The sequence below is a fragment of the Streptomyces sp. DSM 41931 genome (genome assembly GCF_050271085.1).
Classification (GTDB): Bacteria; Actinomycetota; Actinomycetes; order Streptomycetales; family Streptomycetaceae; genus Streptomyces; species Streptomyces albogriseolus.
In genome coordinates, this window is the sequence record NZ_CP189903.1 from 305,621 (window position 1) to 320,710 (window position 15,090).

8 protein-coding genes and 3 pseudogenes are annotated in these 15,090 nt (G+C 67.4%); 7 read left to right on the forward strand and 4 right to left on the reverse strand.

The window, feature by feature from the left end; genetic code table 11:
- Positions 1-214: 214 nt before the first annotated feature.
- The 4 genes and pseudogenes from ACP7TJ_RS33185 to ACP7TJ_RS33200 all read left to right on the forward strand — a co-directional run.
- A pseudogene (locus ACP7TJ_RS33185) lies at positions 215-2,915 on the forward strand (helix-turn-helix transcriptional regulator); the annotation flags it as partial.
- A gap of 167 nt (positions 2,916-3,082) precedes the next feature.
- On the forward strand, positions 3,083-3,931 hold the full coding sequence (locus ACP7TJ_RS33190; RefSeq protein WP_427767843.1) for an alpha/beta fold hydrolase: 849 nt from the start codon (positions 3,083-3,085) through the stop codon (positions 3,929-3,931).
- Between the two features lie 95 nt (positions 3,932-4,026).
- Positions 4,027-4,346: pseudogene (locus ACP7TJ_RS33195) on the forward strand (helix-turn-helix domain-containing protein); the annotation flags it as partial.
- 491 nt (positions 4,347-4,837) lie between these two features.
- Positions 4,838-6,271 carry a hypothetical protein gene (locus ACP7TJ_RS33200; protein WP_427767844.1) on the forward strand — a complete coding sequence of 478 codons (1,434 nt, stop codon included), beginning with the start codon at positions 4,838-4,840 and terminating at the stop codon, positions 6,269-6,271.
- 359 nt (positions 6,272-6,630) lie between these two features.
- On the opposite strand, the gene ACP7TJ_RS33205 is transcribed toward ACP7TJ_RS33200, so the two are convergent.
- Positions 6,631-7,344 (reverse strand): AfsR/SARP family transcriptional regulator, encoded by a 714-nt coding sequence (locus ACP7TJ_RS33205; RefSeq protein ID WP_427767846.1) that lies wholly within the window; start codon positions 7,342-7,344, stop codon positions 6,631-6,633.
- 243 nt (positions 7,345-7,587) lie between these two features.
- On the opposite strand from ACP7TJ_RS33205, the gene ACP7TJ_RS33210 reads away from it, so the two are divergent.
- Together ACP7TJ_RS33210 and ACP7TJ_RS33215 are read left to right on the forward strand one after the other, a co-directional pair.
- Positions 7,588-10,062: a S8 family serine peptidase gene (locus ACP7TJ_RS33210; RefSeq protein WP_427767848.1), complete on the forward strand. Its 2,475-nt coding sequence runs from the start codon at positions 7,588-7,590 to the stop codon at positions 10,060-10,062.
- A gap of 371 nt (positions 10,063-10,433) precedes the next feature.
- Positions 10,434-10,583, forward strand: a complete 150-nt coding sequence (locus ACP7TJ_RS33215) for a hypothetical protein (protein WP_427767850.1) — start codon at positions 10,434-10,436, stop codon at positions 10,581-10,583.
- 708 nt (positions 10,584-11,291) lie between these two features.
- Here the strand turns inward: ACP7TJ_RS33215 and ACP7TJ_RS33220 are convergent.
- From ACP7TJ_RS33220 to ACP7TJ_RS33230, 3 genes and pseudogenes are all read right to left on the reverse strand, one after another.
- The gene (locus ACP7TJ_RS33220) at positions 11,292-11,774 is read right to left on the reverse strand and encodes a hypothetical protein (RefSeq protein ID WP_427767852.1); all 483 of its coding nucleotides are present in this window, start codon (positions 11,772-11,774) and stop codon (positions 11,292-11,294) included.
- A 700-nt stretch (positions 11,775-12,474) separates the two neighbouring features.
- Complete coding sequence (locus tag ACP7TJ_RS33225) at positions 12,475-13,236, reverse strand: transposase family protein (RefSeq protein ID WP_427767854.1); 762 nt, start codon at positions 13,234-13,236, stop codon at positions 12,475-12,477.
- A 238-nt stretch (positions 13,237-13,474) separates the two neighbouring features.
- A pseudogene (locus ACP7TJ_RS33230) lies at positions 13,475-13,852 on the reverse strand (IS3-like element ISRhosp1 family transposase); the annotation flags it as partial.
- A gap of 419 nt (positions 13,853-14,271) precedes the next feature.
- Between ACP7TJ_RS33230 and ACP7TJ_RS33235 the strand changes: the two are divergent.
- A protein-coding gene (locus ACP7TJ_RS33235; RefSeq protein ID WP_427767226.1) for an IS5 family transposase occupies positions 14,272-15,089 on the forward strand; the annotation gives its coding sequence in 2 pieces (ribosomal slippage) (positions 14,272-14,623 and positions 14,623-15,089; 819 coding nt in all).
- Position 15,090 lies beyond the last annotated feature (1 nt).

The following is a 15,090-nucleotide window of genomic DNA, read 5'->3' on the forward strand; positions in this document are numbered from 1 at the left end:
CCGTGCGCCCGGTGTGCCTGCTCAACGACGGCGACACGTTGTTCACACCGGCGACGGGGCACCCGCTCGGCACCCCGTATCTTCGTCCGGGAGTTGCGGGTGCCGGCGAAGTGGACGGCTTCAGGCTCCGTTTGCCGGTGGGTGCGATACTTCCTGGTCAGGCGCGTGGCTGGTGTTTCGGCTGCTGCGTGAGGCAGGACGAGGGACGCGGCGGATGTGGGCGAAGTCAGGGACGGGCACGGGCGTCGGCCCGGCCGGGCTGGTCGGCCGGGAGGGCGAGCTCGCCGAGCTCGCGGCGTTCCTGGACAGGGCCGGGACGGACGGAGCTGTCCTGCTGCTCACCGGTGATCCGGGCGTGGGGAAGACGGCACTTCTGGACGCGACCGCCGAGCTGGCGGTGGCGAAGGGAGTGCGGGTCGTCCGCGGGAGCGGTGTCGAGTACGAGACGGACATCAGCTTCGCGGGGCTCCATCAGCTCGTCGGCTCGCTGCCGGACGAGCTCGGTCGTCTGCCGCGTTCCCTGCGGGAGGCCCTCGAGGTCGCCCTCGGTCTCGGCGCCGGTCCCGCGCCGAGCCGGATCGCCGTCCTGAACGCGGCACTGGCCCTGTTCGACGAGGCCGCGAAGGAGCGGCCGTTGCTCCTCGTGGTCGATGACCTTCACGTCGTCGACCAGGCGAGCCGGGCCGCGGTGGGTTTCGTCGCCAGAAGACTGAGGGGCCGCCGCATCGGGCTGCTCGGAGCGCAGCGGTCGGAGTCCGGCGGATCCTTCCGGTCCACCGGTCTGCCGGAGCTCGAGGTCGCGCCGCTGGACGACGCGGACGCCCTGCGGCTGCTGTCCCGGCGCTTTGCTCACCTTCCCCGCCGGGTTCTTTCGACCGTCGCCCACGAGGCGCAGGGAAATCCCCTGGCGCTGCTCGAGTTCGCCGGGTCCACCGGGGTGTCCGGCGACCGGCACGGCCAAGGAGCGGGGTGGGCGAGCGGCCCGGGGCGGGATGTCCGCGCTCTGTACGGCGCCCGCGTCGGACGACTGCCGCGGGGAACGCGTGAGGTACTGCTGCTCGCGGCTCTCGAGGGCTCCGGCGACATCGGCGTCCTCGAGGCGGCCGGCGGACCGGGCAGCCTTGAGGAACTCGCGCCCGCGGAGCGTGACCACCTGGTCATGGTCACGGAGAACGGCCGCGTGGTGCGCTTCAGGCATCCGCTGGTCAGGTCCGCCGTGGTCGACGGTTCCACCGGCGAACAGCGGCGCGGCGCCCACCGCCGGCTGGCCGACGCGCTGGCCGACCGGCCCGAGCTGCGCGGTGATCACCTCGCGAGAGCCACGACGGCGCCCGACGAGGCGGTCGCAGCCGTCGTGGAGTCGGCGGCCCGGAGCAGCCTGCGGCGCGGTGACGCCGACGGCGCGATAGCGAGACTGCGGCGCGCGGCCGAGCTGAGCCCCGACCGGGCGGACCGCAGACGCCGCCTGTCGCAGGCCGCCTACGCCGCCGCCTGGGTCGCGGGCCATCTGAAGGTCAGCCACGAGATCATGCGTGAGGTCGAGGGCAATCCGGCGGCCCGGTCGCTCTCGGCGGCCGCGACGGCCGGCTTCCTGGTGCTCGTCACGGAAGGCGACGCCGATACGGCCCACGCACTCCTGACGGAGGCGGTCGGGCAGGCCCCGGTGATGCCCGGACCGCCGCGTGAGGAGCTGGAGACCGCGCTGTTCACCCTCACCCTCGCCAGCCAGTACTCGGGCCGGCCCGAGCACTGGCAGCCTCTGGCCGACGTGCTCGCCCGGTTCCCCGAGGCGGCGCCCGCCGCCGCGGCGTCGCTGGGGCGCGTCCACCACGACCTCGGCTCCGTCACCGACGGCATGCTGCGCCGCCTGGACGAGGAGATCGCGCGGCTGAGGGACCAGAGCGACGCCGACGTGGTCATCCGCACCGCCCTGACCGCCTCGTACCTCGACCGGCTTCCGGGCTGTCGCGAGGCCGTCTCCCGGGTCATACGCGACGGCGGCGCGGTGGGATCGAGCATGCCGGCCCTGATGTTCGTCGCCCTGGACGACCTGTACGCCGGCCGGTGGCAGGCGTCGGCCGGCGCCGCGGACGAGCTCGTCGCACTGTCCGAGGAGACGGGGTACCACCTGTTCGCCCAAGTGGGGCACTACATCGCTGCGATGACCGCGGCCCAGCGCGGCGCCCTCGACGCGTGCCGGGAGCACTGCGAGGACATCTGGGGGTGGTCGGGTCCCAGGGGCCTGCGGCGGCTGGAGAACTGCGCCCACCAGGCGGCGGCCCGGGCGGCCCTCGGCAAGAGGTGACCGACACCGGCGTCGCGCAGCGCGTCCGCGTGCCGTCGCGCCTCCGCGTGCCGCCCGGAGCGCACGGCGGCCTCGACGAGGTCCGGCGCGGACCACACGGCCTCGGGGTTGAACGGCGGCAGCACACCCGGGGCGCAGATCGCCGTGGCGTGCCGGAACGCCGTCTCGAAGTCGGCGGCAGGCGCTCGGGCTGCCGGGCGTCGAGCAGTGGCCCTTCGAGGCCGGCCGTGCTCATCTGGCGTACGGCGAGAGGCTGCGCCGTCAGGGGCTCAACCGCGAGGCCCGGGTGCAGCTGGCCGCCGCCCGCGGCCGCTTCGAGGAGCTCGGGGCCCGTTCGTGGGAGGCCCGGGCCGCGGCGGAGCTCCGCGCCACCGGGATGACGCGGATGGGCCGGGGCAAGGCCGGTGAGGCCCTCACCCCGCAGGAGCTGGAGGTCGCCAGGCTGGCGGCGACGGGGCTGTCGAACCCGCAGATCGCGTCGCGTCTGTTCCTTTCGCCGCGGACCGTGTCGTCGCATCTCTACCGTGTGTTCCCGAAGCTGGGGATCACGTCGCGGGCCGGGCTCCGCGACGCTCTGGAGGCGCTGCCTCCCGAGCCTCCATCCCCCCGGCCGTGAGAGCCACCGGCCGGGTCTCGACACCAGCCCCGGTACTGACGTAAGCGAGCCGTTGGCCGGATGTCGGTCAGTTGACGGAGGCTGTCGGCACGGCGGCCGAGCCATTCTCGTGGAGACATCGAATCCGCCCACTACCCGGGCGAGACCACGAGGAGCGGACCATGCCGTTCGTCACCACCGACGACGGAGTCGAGATCTTCTACAAGGACTGGGGCTCGGGCCGGCCGGTCATGTTCCACCACGGCTGGCCGCTGAGCTCGGACGAGTGGGACGCCCAGTTGCTGTTCCTCGTCCGGCGGGGCTACCGCGTCGTCGCCCACGACCGCCGCGGGCACGGGCGCTCCGCCCAGGCCGGCCACGGGCACGACATGGACCGCTACGCGGCGGACGCGGCCACCGTGGTGGCGCACCTCGGCCTGCGCGACGTCGTCCACGTCGGTCACTGCGCCGGTGGCGGAGAGGTCGCCCGGTATATCGCCAGGCACGGTGCCGGCCGGGTTGCCAAGGCCGTCCTCATCGCAGCGGTCCCGCCGCTCATGGTCCAGACGGAATCCAACCCCGCAGGGCTGCCGGCGGAGGTCTTCGACGGCTTCCGCGAGGGCGTGGCCACCGACCGCTCCCAGTTCTACCTCGACCTCGCCTCCGGGCCGTTCTACGGGTTCAACCGTCCGGGTGCGGACGTCTCCCAGGGCGTGATCCAGAACTGGTGGCGCCAGGGGATGGCGGGCAGCGCGCAGGCGCACCACGAGGGGATTGGGGCGTTCTCGGAGACGGACTTCACCGACGACCTCCGGGCGATCGACGTGCCCACGCTCCTCCTGCACGGCGACGACGACCAGATCGTCCCGATCGCCCACTCCGCCCGAACGGCGGTCGCGTTGGCCGGGCACGCGGACGTGAAGGTCTACCCGGGCCTGTCGCACGGCATGTGCACGGTCAACGCCGGCACCGTCAACGCGGACCTCCTCGACTTCAGTGAGCGTTTTCAAATGCGGCCACTGATCGGGTGACGGGGGCGGTGTGAGGTCGGGGTGCGCAACGGACAGGGCTCCCGTGCCGTTGAGGGAGGTGGTCGACGCCTCAGCTCAGGAGCACAGGAGCCCTGTTGGTTCCGTATCCTGCCGCACTCGACCTGCCCCACGCCCTGGTTGAGTGGGTCACGATGCTCATCGTCACCCGTGAGGGCGGCCGACGGTGCAAACTCCCGCCGCACCGCGTGCGCTGGTCGCACTCGTGTACCTGCGCTGCCATGACACCCTTGCCCGTATCGCCAGAGCCTTCGGGATATCTGTCGGCACCGCCCACGCCTACGTCGCTGCGGTAACCGGTCTGCTCGCCGAGCAGGCGCCGGGTCTGCTGAAGACGCTGCGCGCGCACGGTCCGGACTTGTTCCTCCTGGACGGCACGCTCCCAGATGATCAACGAGGCCCCCGAGCTGCATGGTTGAGACGTCAGACGTCTCGATCAACTGCCTGGGGGCCTCGCTCGTTGCGGATCGCGGGCCGTCGCCTGATCGGTGGCCACCTCGAAGAAGCTCCGTGTCAGATCGTGCGCTACACCTCCGTCGTCCCGGCGCAAGAAGCCGGAGAATACCCGCCACTAATTGAAGCCGTTCCCCGAGGCGATCTCTGAGCTGTGTGGATCAATTTGCATACCTTCATCCGAGTGCGATGCTTACAGAAGAAGGACAGAACGGGGGCCGCACGGGCGCAGACCCAGTGCAGCAGATCGCTGGATCATTTTGATATCACCGGCCGCGAGGGCGCAAGAGTCGACCGTGCACAGACATCCCGAGCAACGCTCCCATCATCCCGCCACGCAGATTATAGTCACCATGCCCGGTCGGAGGGATCGCCGTGACAGAGACTAAGGCGGCGCTTCCCTGAGGACCGCCGAGCGTTCATGAAGGATCCCAAATGAACGATCCACTCAAAACCTTGCTCAATGAGCATACGTGGACAACGATCAAGAACGTCCCGGGGAGCACCCACCACCTCATCCCTCTCGGCGGTGCGAAGGGCGGCGAACTGCTCGATTGGGTGGAGCAGAGCGGCCAATACAACGTTTGGGTCGCAAAGGCGTCCCCGGGGCAGACGGGAGACCCGTACCAACCTGACGCTCGAACAAGCGGGGCCTTCCAGACCATCCGTTCCGGACATACTGTGGTCCATCTTGCCGACAGCCCCGGCAACTGGCACGAGGGAAACGTGCTGGACCTCAACCTTGTGACCAAGGGCGTGCGCATCTATCGCTACCACCGGGGCATTACCAGCGGCGATCCGATTCCTACAAAAGTCAACCATTCGTCGTTCTCGACGATCGGTAGCGGCCACAAACTGATCTACCTCGACCACGACCGCGTTCTGGACTGGCAACCGGCCACCGGTCGCGCCCGCGTGTGGCTCTACGACCGTTCCCGGACCACCACCGACCCGCTCCCCGTCATGGTGACCGGCGTCACCTGGGTCACGATCCGGAGCGGGTACCAACTGCTGTATCTGGGCGGAGACCTGTTGCTCTTCTGGGACGAGACCGACGGCGGTGTCTACATCTACCGCTATGACCGGTCACTGGAGGGCGAGGACGTCGACCCCTTCCCTGAACTCGCGATGGAGGACTCGTGGAGCGGCGAGATATCTGCGGGCCGTCTGCTCCACTACCTCGGCGGCGACAGAGTACTGGAGTGGGATCCCGTCAGCGGTAAAGAGCGGATCTGGGATTTCGACCGGCCGACCATGCCCGCTACCCAGTTCCAGACGATGCTGAACGGAGACATCGCACGCGCTCTCACCTGGGTGAACGCCGCCCGGACGGCACTGCTTGCCTATCAGGCTGATCTGGGCAGCAGGACCCACGACACGCAATGGCATCTCACGGACGGTGCACTGCTCACCCACTTCCACGCGCACAACCACCCAGACGGACTCGAATCGTCCATTTCGATGATCCTGGCCACTTTCGACTCCGTGGCTGACCGATTGGTGAACGGCACGGCCAGTTTTGCGCGAGTATCCAAGGCCCAGGCGGTGGCGGACCTTACTCGCCCGCGCTACACCCGGGCTTACACCTTGAAGAACGTCTACACACGGTTCAGTCCTGCTTACCGGCCCTTCGACACGATTGGTGAACCCGGCATCGATGGGGCAGGCGACCTGTTGCGAGCGGCGATCGTCATACATGAGACCGTTCATTTCGTCGGTGAGAACCCGGACGGCGCTGCGGAGTGGGAGACTGCCTACAGCTCGCTGAGTCCTGACAAGGCAGTGAGAAATCCATCCAGTTATGCCGCCTTCGCTCACCATGTCCTGACCGCCGAAGACGTGCGTTTCGGCAATGTGCCCTGGCGCTGAGAGCCTGCTCATCCCTCACGGGCCCGGCTTACTTCAGGAGCTCATTCGCTGCTACGGGACGCGACTCAGCGGGAGATCTTGTCGACACCGTCGACCAGCGGACGCTGATCGCCCTCTATCGGATGATCAGTCAACTATTGCGGCGCTGGACTGACGGAGTCGCACCGCCTGCCTTCTTCAGGGTGCGGGAAGGCACGAGGAACGGCTGCCGCCCACGCAAGCCGTGGTTTCTTCATCACCCGGGCGGCACTCAAACATCCGCTGACCGCCTGTGCACGATTGGCAAGACGAGCATTTTGTCCGCGTGCCGGACGGCCGTGTGATCACGAAGCCGATCTGGGCAATACCGGCCGTCGAAGTCATCTCGGAATCAGGTCCTGCACCAGCCGTCTCATGCGAGGAGAGGGATGGATATGCAGTTCCGCAGCGAGAAGCTTCCTGTACTCCTGGTAGCACTTGAGGGCGCTGGCCACGTTCCCTTCCGCTATGTGCACTTCCATGATCAGGCGGTGAGCCGTCTCCCTCAGCGGATCTATGGCGACGGCGGCGAACGCGGCGTGGAGAGCTGCAACGTAACGCTGTTCGCCGGTCAGTTGCTGGGCCAGCTTCTCCAGGGCGTGGAGCCGTAATTGGTCCCAGCGTTCGCGCTCGAGGAGCAGCCAGTCCTCGGTCCATGTGGGGAGCAACTCTCCGCGCAGGTCCGTGACGAGCCCAGGAGCCGCTTCGGGGGCTATGCGGGCGCCGGCGGCCACCCCGCGGGCCGTGTGTGACACCTGGTGCAGGTCGACTTCCACCGTGGGGGAAAGCGCTAGCGTCTGGTCGGTGCTGTCGATTGTCATGCCGTGGCCGACGTGTCGGGCGTGGCACAGGGCGGACCGCAGGTTGCCCGATGCACGCTGCGGCTGGCAGTCGGGCCACAGCTGCTCGGCGGCTCCGGCCCGCTGCACATGATGGTCGTGGAGAGCGAGGTAGGCGAACAGCCGCTGCGAGGAAAACGGCAAGGAACACCTCACGCCGTCATGGGTAACGGCGAAGGTGTTGAGGAGCTGTAGCGCCACTCCGCTTCCGGACACGCTCCCCAATATGCCCGCCTCGCCCGGTTGCCGCATATTCAGCGATGCCTGCCGCGATCTGCACCCGCTGCTTTCGTGCTGTGTACAGGAATGCGACAGCGTTGCAGCGGTCCCACAACGCGTCTGAAACGCGCCACGGGCAGACCTCGCACGTGTGGCTGACGGGTGAGTGACGCCGGCCAGCGAAGGTGTTGAACATCAGACGGGCGGTGCGGACCATCGTGGTCCGGCCACAGTCTGGACATGGAGCGGCAGCTTCGCCGGAGGGAGACGCCTGTGCATCCCCGCTCGATACTGTCGGGTCTGCCATCGCACTGGACGGCCGGAGACGCGGAGGTCCGTGTTGCCGTGATCGACGGTCCGGTGGATCTGTCACACCCCTGCTTTGCCGGAGCCGATCTGCACCGGCTGGACACCCTCGTAGGGGAAGAGGCCGGACCTGGCCCGATGTCTGTTCACGGCACCCACGTGACGAGCCTGCTGTTCGCGCAGCACGGCCACTCCGTGACAGGGCTGGCGCCGCGGTGTCGGGGTTTGATCCTCCCAGTGTTCCGGGAAGGCCGAGGCAATCGGGTATCCCAGCTGGACCTGGCGCGCGCGATCGAGCGAGCCGTTGACGAGGGCGCGCACATAGTCAACATCAGTGGCGGCGAACGCTCCAAGGATGGCAAGGCGGACCTGCTCCTGGACCATGCCCTGGAGCTGTGCCAGAAATACGGCGTTCTTGTCGTGGCGGCCGTGGGCAACGACGGTTGCGACTGCCTACATGTCCCAGCCGCCGCCCAATCCGTACTGGGAGTCGGCGCCGCAGGCCCGGACGGTGAGCCGCTGGAAAGCAACAACTGGGGCGACGTCTACCAGTCGAACGCCGTGCTCGCCCCTGGCCAGGACATTGTCGGAGCCACCCCCTCCGGGGGGTTCGCCCCGATGACTGGTAGCAGCTTCGCGACGCCCCTAGTGACAGGAGTGGCCGCTTTGCTGATGGCCGCCCAGCTCCGGGACCGCGGTGAGATCGATCCGCTTGCCGCGGGGCAGGCCGTGCTCAAGGCCGCCTCGTACACCCCCTGCGGGCCCGACGACGCCCCAGAGTGCCGTCGGCAGTTGGCGGGCCGACTCGACGCGGCGCAAGCCTTCCGCCTGATTGCCGAAACAGCGCAAGCCGCCACGGCCACCGCGCCGGTAGCCGACACGTCGGAATCATTGACAGACCTCAATTCGAGCAAGGGAGCAATCCTGATGGCCAGCCACGACATGAGCCCCACAGAAGGTGCCTCTGCCACCACCGTGCCTGGGACAGACGGCGCCCCGTGGCCAGGTCCCGACACCGATCCTGCGCGGCAGAGCCCGGCGTCCCCACCTCCCATTCCTCCGGACGAGGACCCCGCCGCGGCCACGTCGGCTCCCCGTCCTGTCGTGCAGCCGGCAATCGCACAGCCGGTGGCACCGGATATTGGTGCGTCGGTACAGCCGATGGCATCTGAACCTGGACACAACACTCCGCACCCCGGGGCTCGTTACAGCCTTTCTGCCGCACGCGCCCCTTCCGGTGCCCCCTCTTCAGACCCGGTATCCGGGGCCACAGGAGCTGCCGGGACGTACGGAGGTTCCGGCGGACGTGAAGCAATCACCCCTGATACGGCCTTGGCGGGCGTCGTCCCCTCCTGCGGCGGGACTGACCCCGCGCACTGTCCATGCCACCAGAACAGCCAACGCCCTCTGGTGTACGCCATCGGCACCATTGGCTACGACTTCCGGACCGAGGCTATACGGGATGGTTTCCGGCAGTTGATGCCCGCCGCCTCGTACGTGGGCCAGGACGGCGTGCCGGTGGAACTGCCAGCCGACCCGTACAACCCGAACCAGCTGTACGACTACCTCGTCATGAACCCGTCGGCGAACGCCGACCTGACCTGGACGATGCAGTTGGAAGGGACCAACGCCTACGCCTTGGAAGCCCAGCCCTCGGTCGGTATGGACTCCTACCCGGACAACCCGGACGACCCCGTCTGGGATCTCGAGGAACTGAAGAAGACAGTGCAGCGCCCCGGCGAGCTCGCGACGATCATCAACCGGCTGGCCCTCCCTCCGGTGAACCGTGTCTATCGCCTGTTCCGTGAGGCCATCGTGGGCCAGGTGAAGAACGTCGACGACCCTGCCTATGTATCTCGAGTCTCCATACCCGGCGTCCTCACGGACCGTACTGTGCAGACCTTCTCGGGCGACTACCTCCCGGTCCTTACCGTAGACGCCCGTGCCGTATACACCTGGAACGAAGGCCAACTGGTCAGTTCGATCTACGAACAGGTCGCGGAGGACACCGAGGAGCGCAACGTCACCATCGACGCCGTCACCGTCAAGAAGACGATCCGGAGCCTCCTCGACAAGATGTACTACCAGTTCCTCAACCTCGGCCAGAGCTCCCCTGACCGCGCCCTGAACTACGCCGCGACCAACGCCTTCCTGATCGGCGGCCAGATCAGCGAAGGCCTCTTGTCCGCCAAGTACGTCCCTGGCCCCGAGGACCGCTTCTACGCCCTCGACGGCATTTCGGTCGAAAAGAGTCCTTACTGCCGTAGCGACGCCGACTGCCAGCTCGTGAAGATCACCTTCTTCGACCCCGAGAACAATCAGCGCTCCCGCGTCACCCTCATGTTCACGGTCGACGTGAGTGCGGTGATCCCGGTGGTGCTGGCGGGTCCCCGGATCTTCCTCGACTGAATCGACCGGACCGGCGCGTCCGCCTCTCCCTCAGGAGGAAGCGATGAACGACAAGCAGAATAGCCTTGCTCCGCGGACTCCGCGGGCCACACCACCGACTCTGGCCCCGCCTGTTTCCCGGGACAACCTGGCGGGACAGGTGAGGGAGCCGGAGGGCACAGACGGAATGCAGACTTCTACCTCGTCCCGCCTGTCGCGCTGCGCGCGACTCCCTGGCATGGCCAGGGCAATGTGCTACGCCTCGCTCTGAGGCGCTCTCGACCTACCCGACCCCCGTACACCACTGCACCATGTGAGGAAGCAGCGCCATGACCGTCCACATCGGAAACTCCACACCGCAACGGAGGCAGACACATTCAGCTCCCCTCGCGTTGCCGCTTCAGGCGCGCCCGGTCCCCCGGGCCGCCACCTTCACCCACAGCTCCAACGACCCGCACGGCGTCGTCCCGTCGACGAGCGCCGCGGAGGTCGGCTCCCACATCGGGCAGGTGATCGACGACATCATCAGCATCTTCAAGTGATCCGACCTCCGGCTGTCACGGCCGAAAGCTCAGGAGGGTGAGACCCTCATGACACAGTCACAGAAACAGCAACACCTGGCCTCGGGACCGGCACCTCACCTGCCGCCACAGGCCGCACCTGTCACGAGGCGCGGGGCTACCCCCCGCCATGGGGACGGCCTGTCCGGCGTCGCAGCGAGTCGCCTGGTCCTCCCGGATCCGTTCGACGACTTCCTCCCGCCGCCGATCATTCCTCTGGACAGGTTCCCCGATCTAGAGGAGCTGTGGGGCAAGTAGGCCCCGCCGCTGCAATGCCGGCACCGGCGTCGACAACGTCGAAAGACACGAACACTGGATCGTCGCCATGAACGTGAAACTCGAAGACAGAACCAATGCGGCCACGACTCGGGCACCCCTGAGGCTGCCTCAACAGGTGCCTCCAGTAAACCGCTCCGCTCCCGCTCTTACCGACGCCCCGCCGGGCTCGGGGGTCCAGCCGAGCCTCAGCCTGTGGCCCATCAAAGTTCTCTGGGACTTGATGGGTGGGGGCTAACCGCCAAGGAGAAAGTGCATCACGCAGTACAGCCACTCCCGGTCCGGCCTGTCGGCCGGACCGTCACCCCTCACCAACCCTGCCCGCCCCGGCTTTCTGACCGCAGGTTGGACCGATGCGGCCGACCGCGCGAGGAACCTGATGGTCAATGGGTTTCCACGAACCGGTGACTAACCCTAGACGGTAAGGCAGCAGCCATGAACCTCAATTTGCCCGTGCAGACCGCCGTCAAGCGCTACGTCGATCTCTACGAGCACTTCTTCGTCCACCTGCGGGACGTGCGCAACAAGGAAGGCGAAGTTGTTCTCCGCGTGCACGGCACCCGCGACGGGATGGCGGAGCACGACCCCCAAGATCCCAGTCCCTGGCTCCGCCGATGCCCTCGGGCACCGGCGCGCCCGCGCCACCCATGCCGTCGCCGCCGCTGAGTAGCGGTCTCCGACGGTGAGTCCGGAACCCGAGCAGGTCCGGCGCCGGTCGCCGACGAGAAAGGGGACCGCGTCAGTGACGCGGTGAGTGATCGTGGGGCGGGCGGCTTCCTCTGCGGCAACTTCGTCGCAGAAGCCGGGCAGGCCCGCTCGGGAGAGCGTCTTGCGGGTGTGCTGCCAGAGCTGGTTGCGGACCTGCCGGAAGCGGGTGGCGGTGGTGACGAGGAGCATGGCGGCCGCCGCTACAGTCCCGTGCGGCTGGCGGCGCTACGGATCGGTGGGGGTCCCGCGGGCCTGTTGCGTTGCAGGGGTTTCCCTCCCCATAGATCGTCGCGGAAGGCGTTACGTACAGCGAATTCCGCATCTTCTAATTCTTCAAGTAATCGCTGCATCATGGCGTCGCCTGAGGGTAGGTGCAGATCTCTGCGGTCGGTGACTCTTGAGTGCAGCGCGTAGGCGCAGTTCACCAAGCCGAGCATGGCATTCATCGTGGAGTCTGCGGCGATGCGCGTACTGAGTGTTGCTGCGACGTTGGAGAGGTCCACGTAGAGGACGCGCACCCCGTTCGCGTAGTCCGCGCTGATTTGCGGGACCGTTGCATGCACGGCCTATGGCTGCGCGGAAGCGAACATGACACGGATGAAGTTGGCGTAATCTTCGCTGCGAAGCTGCCAGGCAGCTTGCTTGCGTTGGGCCTCTGCGGTCTTCGCTACCTGGCGGAGTACTACCCAACCAGCTATGCACCCCACTACAAGCGCAGAGAGTGCACCGACCGCTGCGGCGTATAACGCTGCCTGTGTCTCTGTCACGGCCTGATGATGGCAGGGTGCGACGCGGTTCGTGGCACGCTCGGCTAACGAGCTCGTGCACGGTAGGCGGTGAGACGTCAGGAACTTCGGTGTGACCTGGGTTCACGTCTGCCGTGTCGGCTTCAGGTCCACGGTCTGCTGGTGGGACAGCAGGCCAGCGACGCTTGGATGGTGTCGCTCATATGCTCGCGGCGGCCGAGATGACGGGCCAGTGCCCGCCAGTTCTTCAGATGGGCGATGCCGTGCTCGACACGGATACGGCGTGAGGAGTGCGCCTTGCGCTGTCGTTCGTGTATCTCCTCGTACCAGTCGGGGGCCTTCTTCTTGAACTTGCGGTGCGGTGGTGTCACCACCCGGCCGCCGGTCTGGGCGCCCAGGCCCTGGTAGCCGGCATCGGCGAGGATCTCGACCGCGGGCCCGTCGGCCAGGAGCCTGACCAGTCCTAACTGGCGGGCGTGGGTGATGTCCGCGCAGCTTGCGGGCCGTGCTGGGCTGCACCAGAGCACACGGCCTTCGCCGTCTGTGACGACCATGGACTTGACGGCGTCCTGCTTGTTCTTGCCGGAGATGCACTTGTCGCGGTCCTTGCGTCCGGCGGCCGGGCGGCGAACCCGGATCTCGGTGCCGTCGACGATGCCGGTCGTCCCGCTCGAGCCGAGATGGTCGATGACCTCGGCCAGAGACCGCAGCCGCATGTCGGGGCTGACGGTGCACCCTCTCTCGGCGAGCAGGGGCCGAACCTCACCGACGGCCCGGGCGATGGTGGAGCGGTCCACTCCGAACCAGCAGGCCAGCACGTCATGGGTGACCCCATGACGAAGATGGACGAGCGTGGCCAGGAGCCGGTCGACGAACACCAGCCGGTGCTTCGCGCCGGCGCCCACGGCCCGCTTACGCGATCGAGCGGCAAGCCTCGCCTGGTGACGTTCCTGCCACAACGGGCCGATTTGCTTAACGAGTTCAGCAATCACTCGGCAGTCAGGCCCGTGATCCGCCGATTGCTGATGATCACCGCACGCGTCGAGTCCCCCACCACCCGACCATGATCAACCATCCAGGCTCGACGTCTCACCGCCTACGTGCACGAGCTCGTTAGAGGTCCTATGTGAAAGGGCTCCTGGGGGCGCGCAGCTCGGCGACTGCAGCCGCCTCGCGGGCCTGGCGTTCGACGCGGCCCTCTTTGGTGGCTGGTGCCGGTAGTAGCCGCAGCGGAAGACCTCAGGGCCCGGCACAGCCGCTTGACACTGAGATCGGCGCGCTGGTCGGAGATGAAGTTTCAGCGGCGGGTCTTCACTTCACCTCCCTGGCGAAATACGCGGCCGCCCGGCGCAGGATCTCGCGCTCCAACTGCCACTCCTTCACAGCCTTCAGCAGCCTGGCGTTCTCGGCCCTCAGCCGGGCCAGCTCATCAGCCTGACTCTCCGGGCCACTCCCTCCCCGGACGGCCGACCCGTTCGCCCAAGTGTCCTTGCGGACCCATGTGCGCAGTGTCTCAGCCGACGCCCTCGGCACTCCGCGTTCGGCTACCTCGCACCAGTCGAGTTCGAACAGCGTCTGATCGCATCACGCACTCTCTCACTTGCCGCATGAAATCCCGGTGTCCACTCCCGGGGATCAACCTCAGTGATATCCGTGGACCCTCCCTGTCACCCCGCGCACCGCACGAGGAACGGGAACATCCCGGGGCCGAGCCGAAACCCGGACCATCTCGCCGCCGTCCGCCACATCCTCGATGACCAACGCCGACAGCCCCGAAGTGCCTTTCCCACAGGCGTGTCCGCGTCATGCACGCTCAATCATCACAGGCGAGCACTCACTGTCACAGTTCCGCACCGCCTCACTGTGTGGGATGTCTTACTGGCTCTAACAAAAGCTGTTTGATCATGTGACTGTCTGCTTGATCGTTCGTTGATGTGGTCATGGGGAAGCGTCAGTCGCGGCCGTGGATCGTGTCGGACGAACTGTGGTCGCTCATCGAGCCGTTGCTGCCCGAGCCGCCGCCGAAGCAGGTAGAAGGCCGGCCGCGGGTGCCCGACCGCCAAGCGTTGTGCGGGATCCTGTTCGTCCTCCACACCGGCATTCAGTGGGAGTACCTGCCCCAGGAGCTCGGCTTCGGCTCGGGCATGACGTGCTGGCGGCGTCTGGCGGCCTGGAACGAGGCCGGAGTCTGGGAGAAGCTGCACCAGCTGCTGCTGAACAAGCTGCGGTCGAAGAACCAGCTGGACTGGTCCCGGGCGGTGATCGACTCATCCCACGTCCGGGCCGCACGCAGGGGCCCAAAAGCGGACCCAGCCCGGTCGACCGCGCACGGCCGGGCAGCAAGCACCACATCATCACCGACGGCCAGGGCATCCCGCTCGCGGTGTCGCTGACCGGCGGAAACCGCAACGACGTCACCCAACTCCTGCCGCTGCTGGACAAGATCCCGCCAGTGGCGGGAGCCGTGGGCCGGCCGCGCAGGCGGCCCGACATGCTCTTCGCGGACCGCGGCTACGACCACGACAAGTACCGCCGGCTTCTGCGGCAGCGCGGGATCCGCCCGGTGATCGCCGAGCGTGGCCAGCCGCACGGTACCGGTCTGGGCACCTTCCGCTGGGTCGTCGAACGGACGATCTCCTGGCTGCATGGCTTCCGCCGCCTACGCATCCGGTGGGAACGACGCGACGACATCCACGAGGCCTTCCTCGGACTCGCCGTCTGCCTGATCACCCACCGGCACGTCCAGAGGCTTTGTTAGG

Coding starts and splice junctions, on each gene's coding strand:
- ACP7TJ_RS33190 (WP_427767843.1), top strand. CDS start 3,083: ATGCCGTTCGTCACCACCGACGACGGAGTCGAGATCTTCTACAAGGAC.
- ACP7TJ_RS33200 (WP_427767844.1), top strand. CDS start 4,838: ATGAACGATCCACTCAAAACCTTGCTCAATGAGCATACGTGGACAACG.
- ACP7TJ_RS33210 (WP_427767848.1), top strand. CDS start 7,588: ATGGAGCGGCAGCTTCGCCGGAGGGAGACGCCTGTGCATCCCCGCTCG.
- ACP7TJ_RS33220 (WP_427767852.1), bottom strand. CDS start 11,774: ATGCTCCTCGTCACCACCGCCACCCGCTTCCGGCAGGTCCGCAACCAG.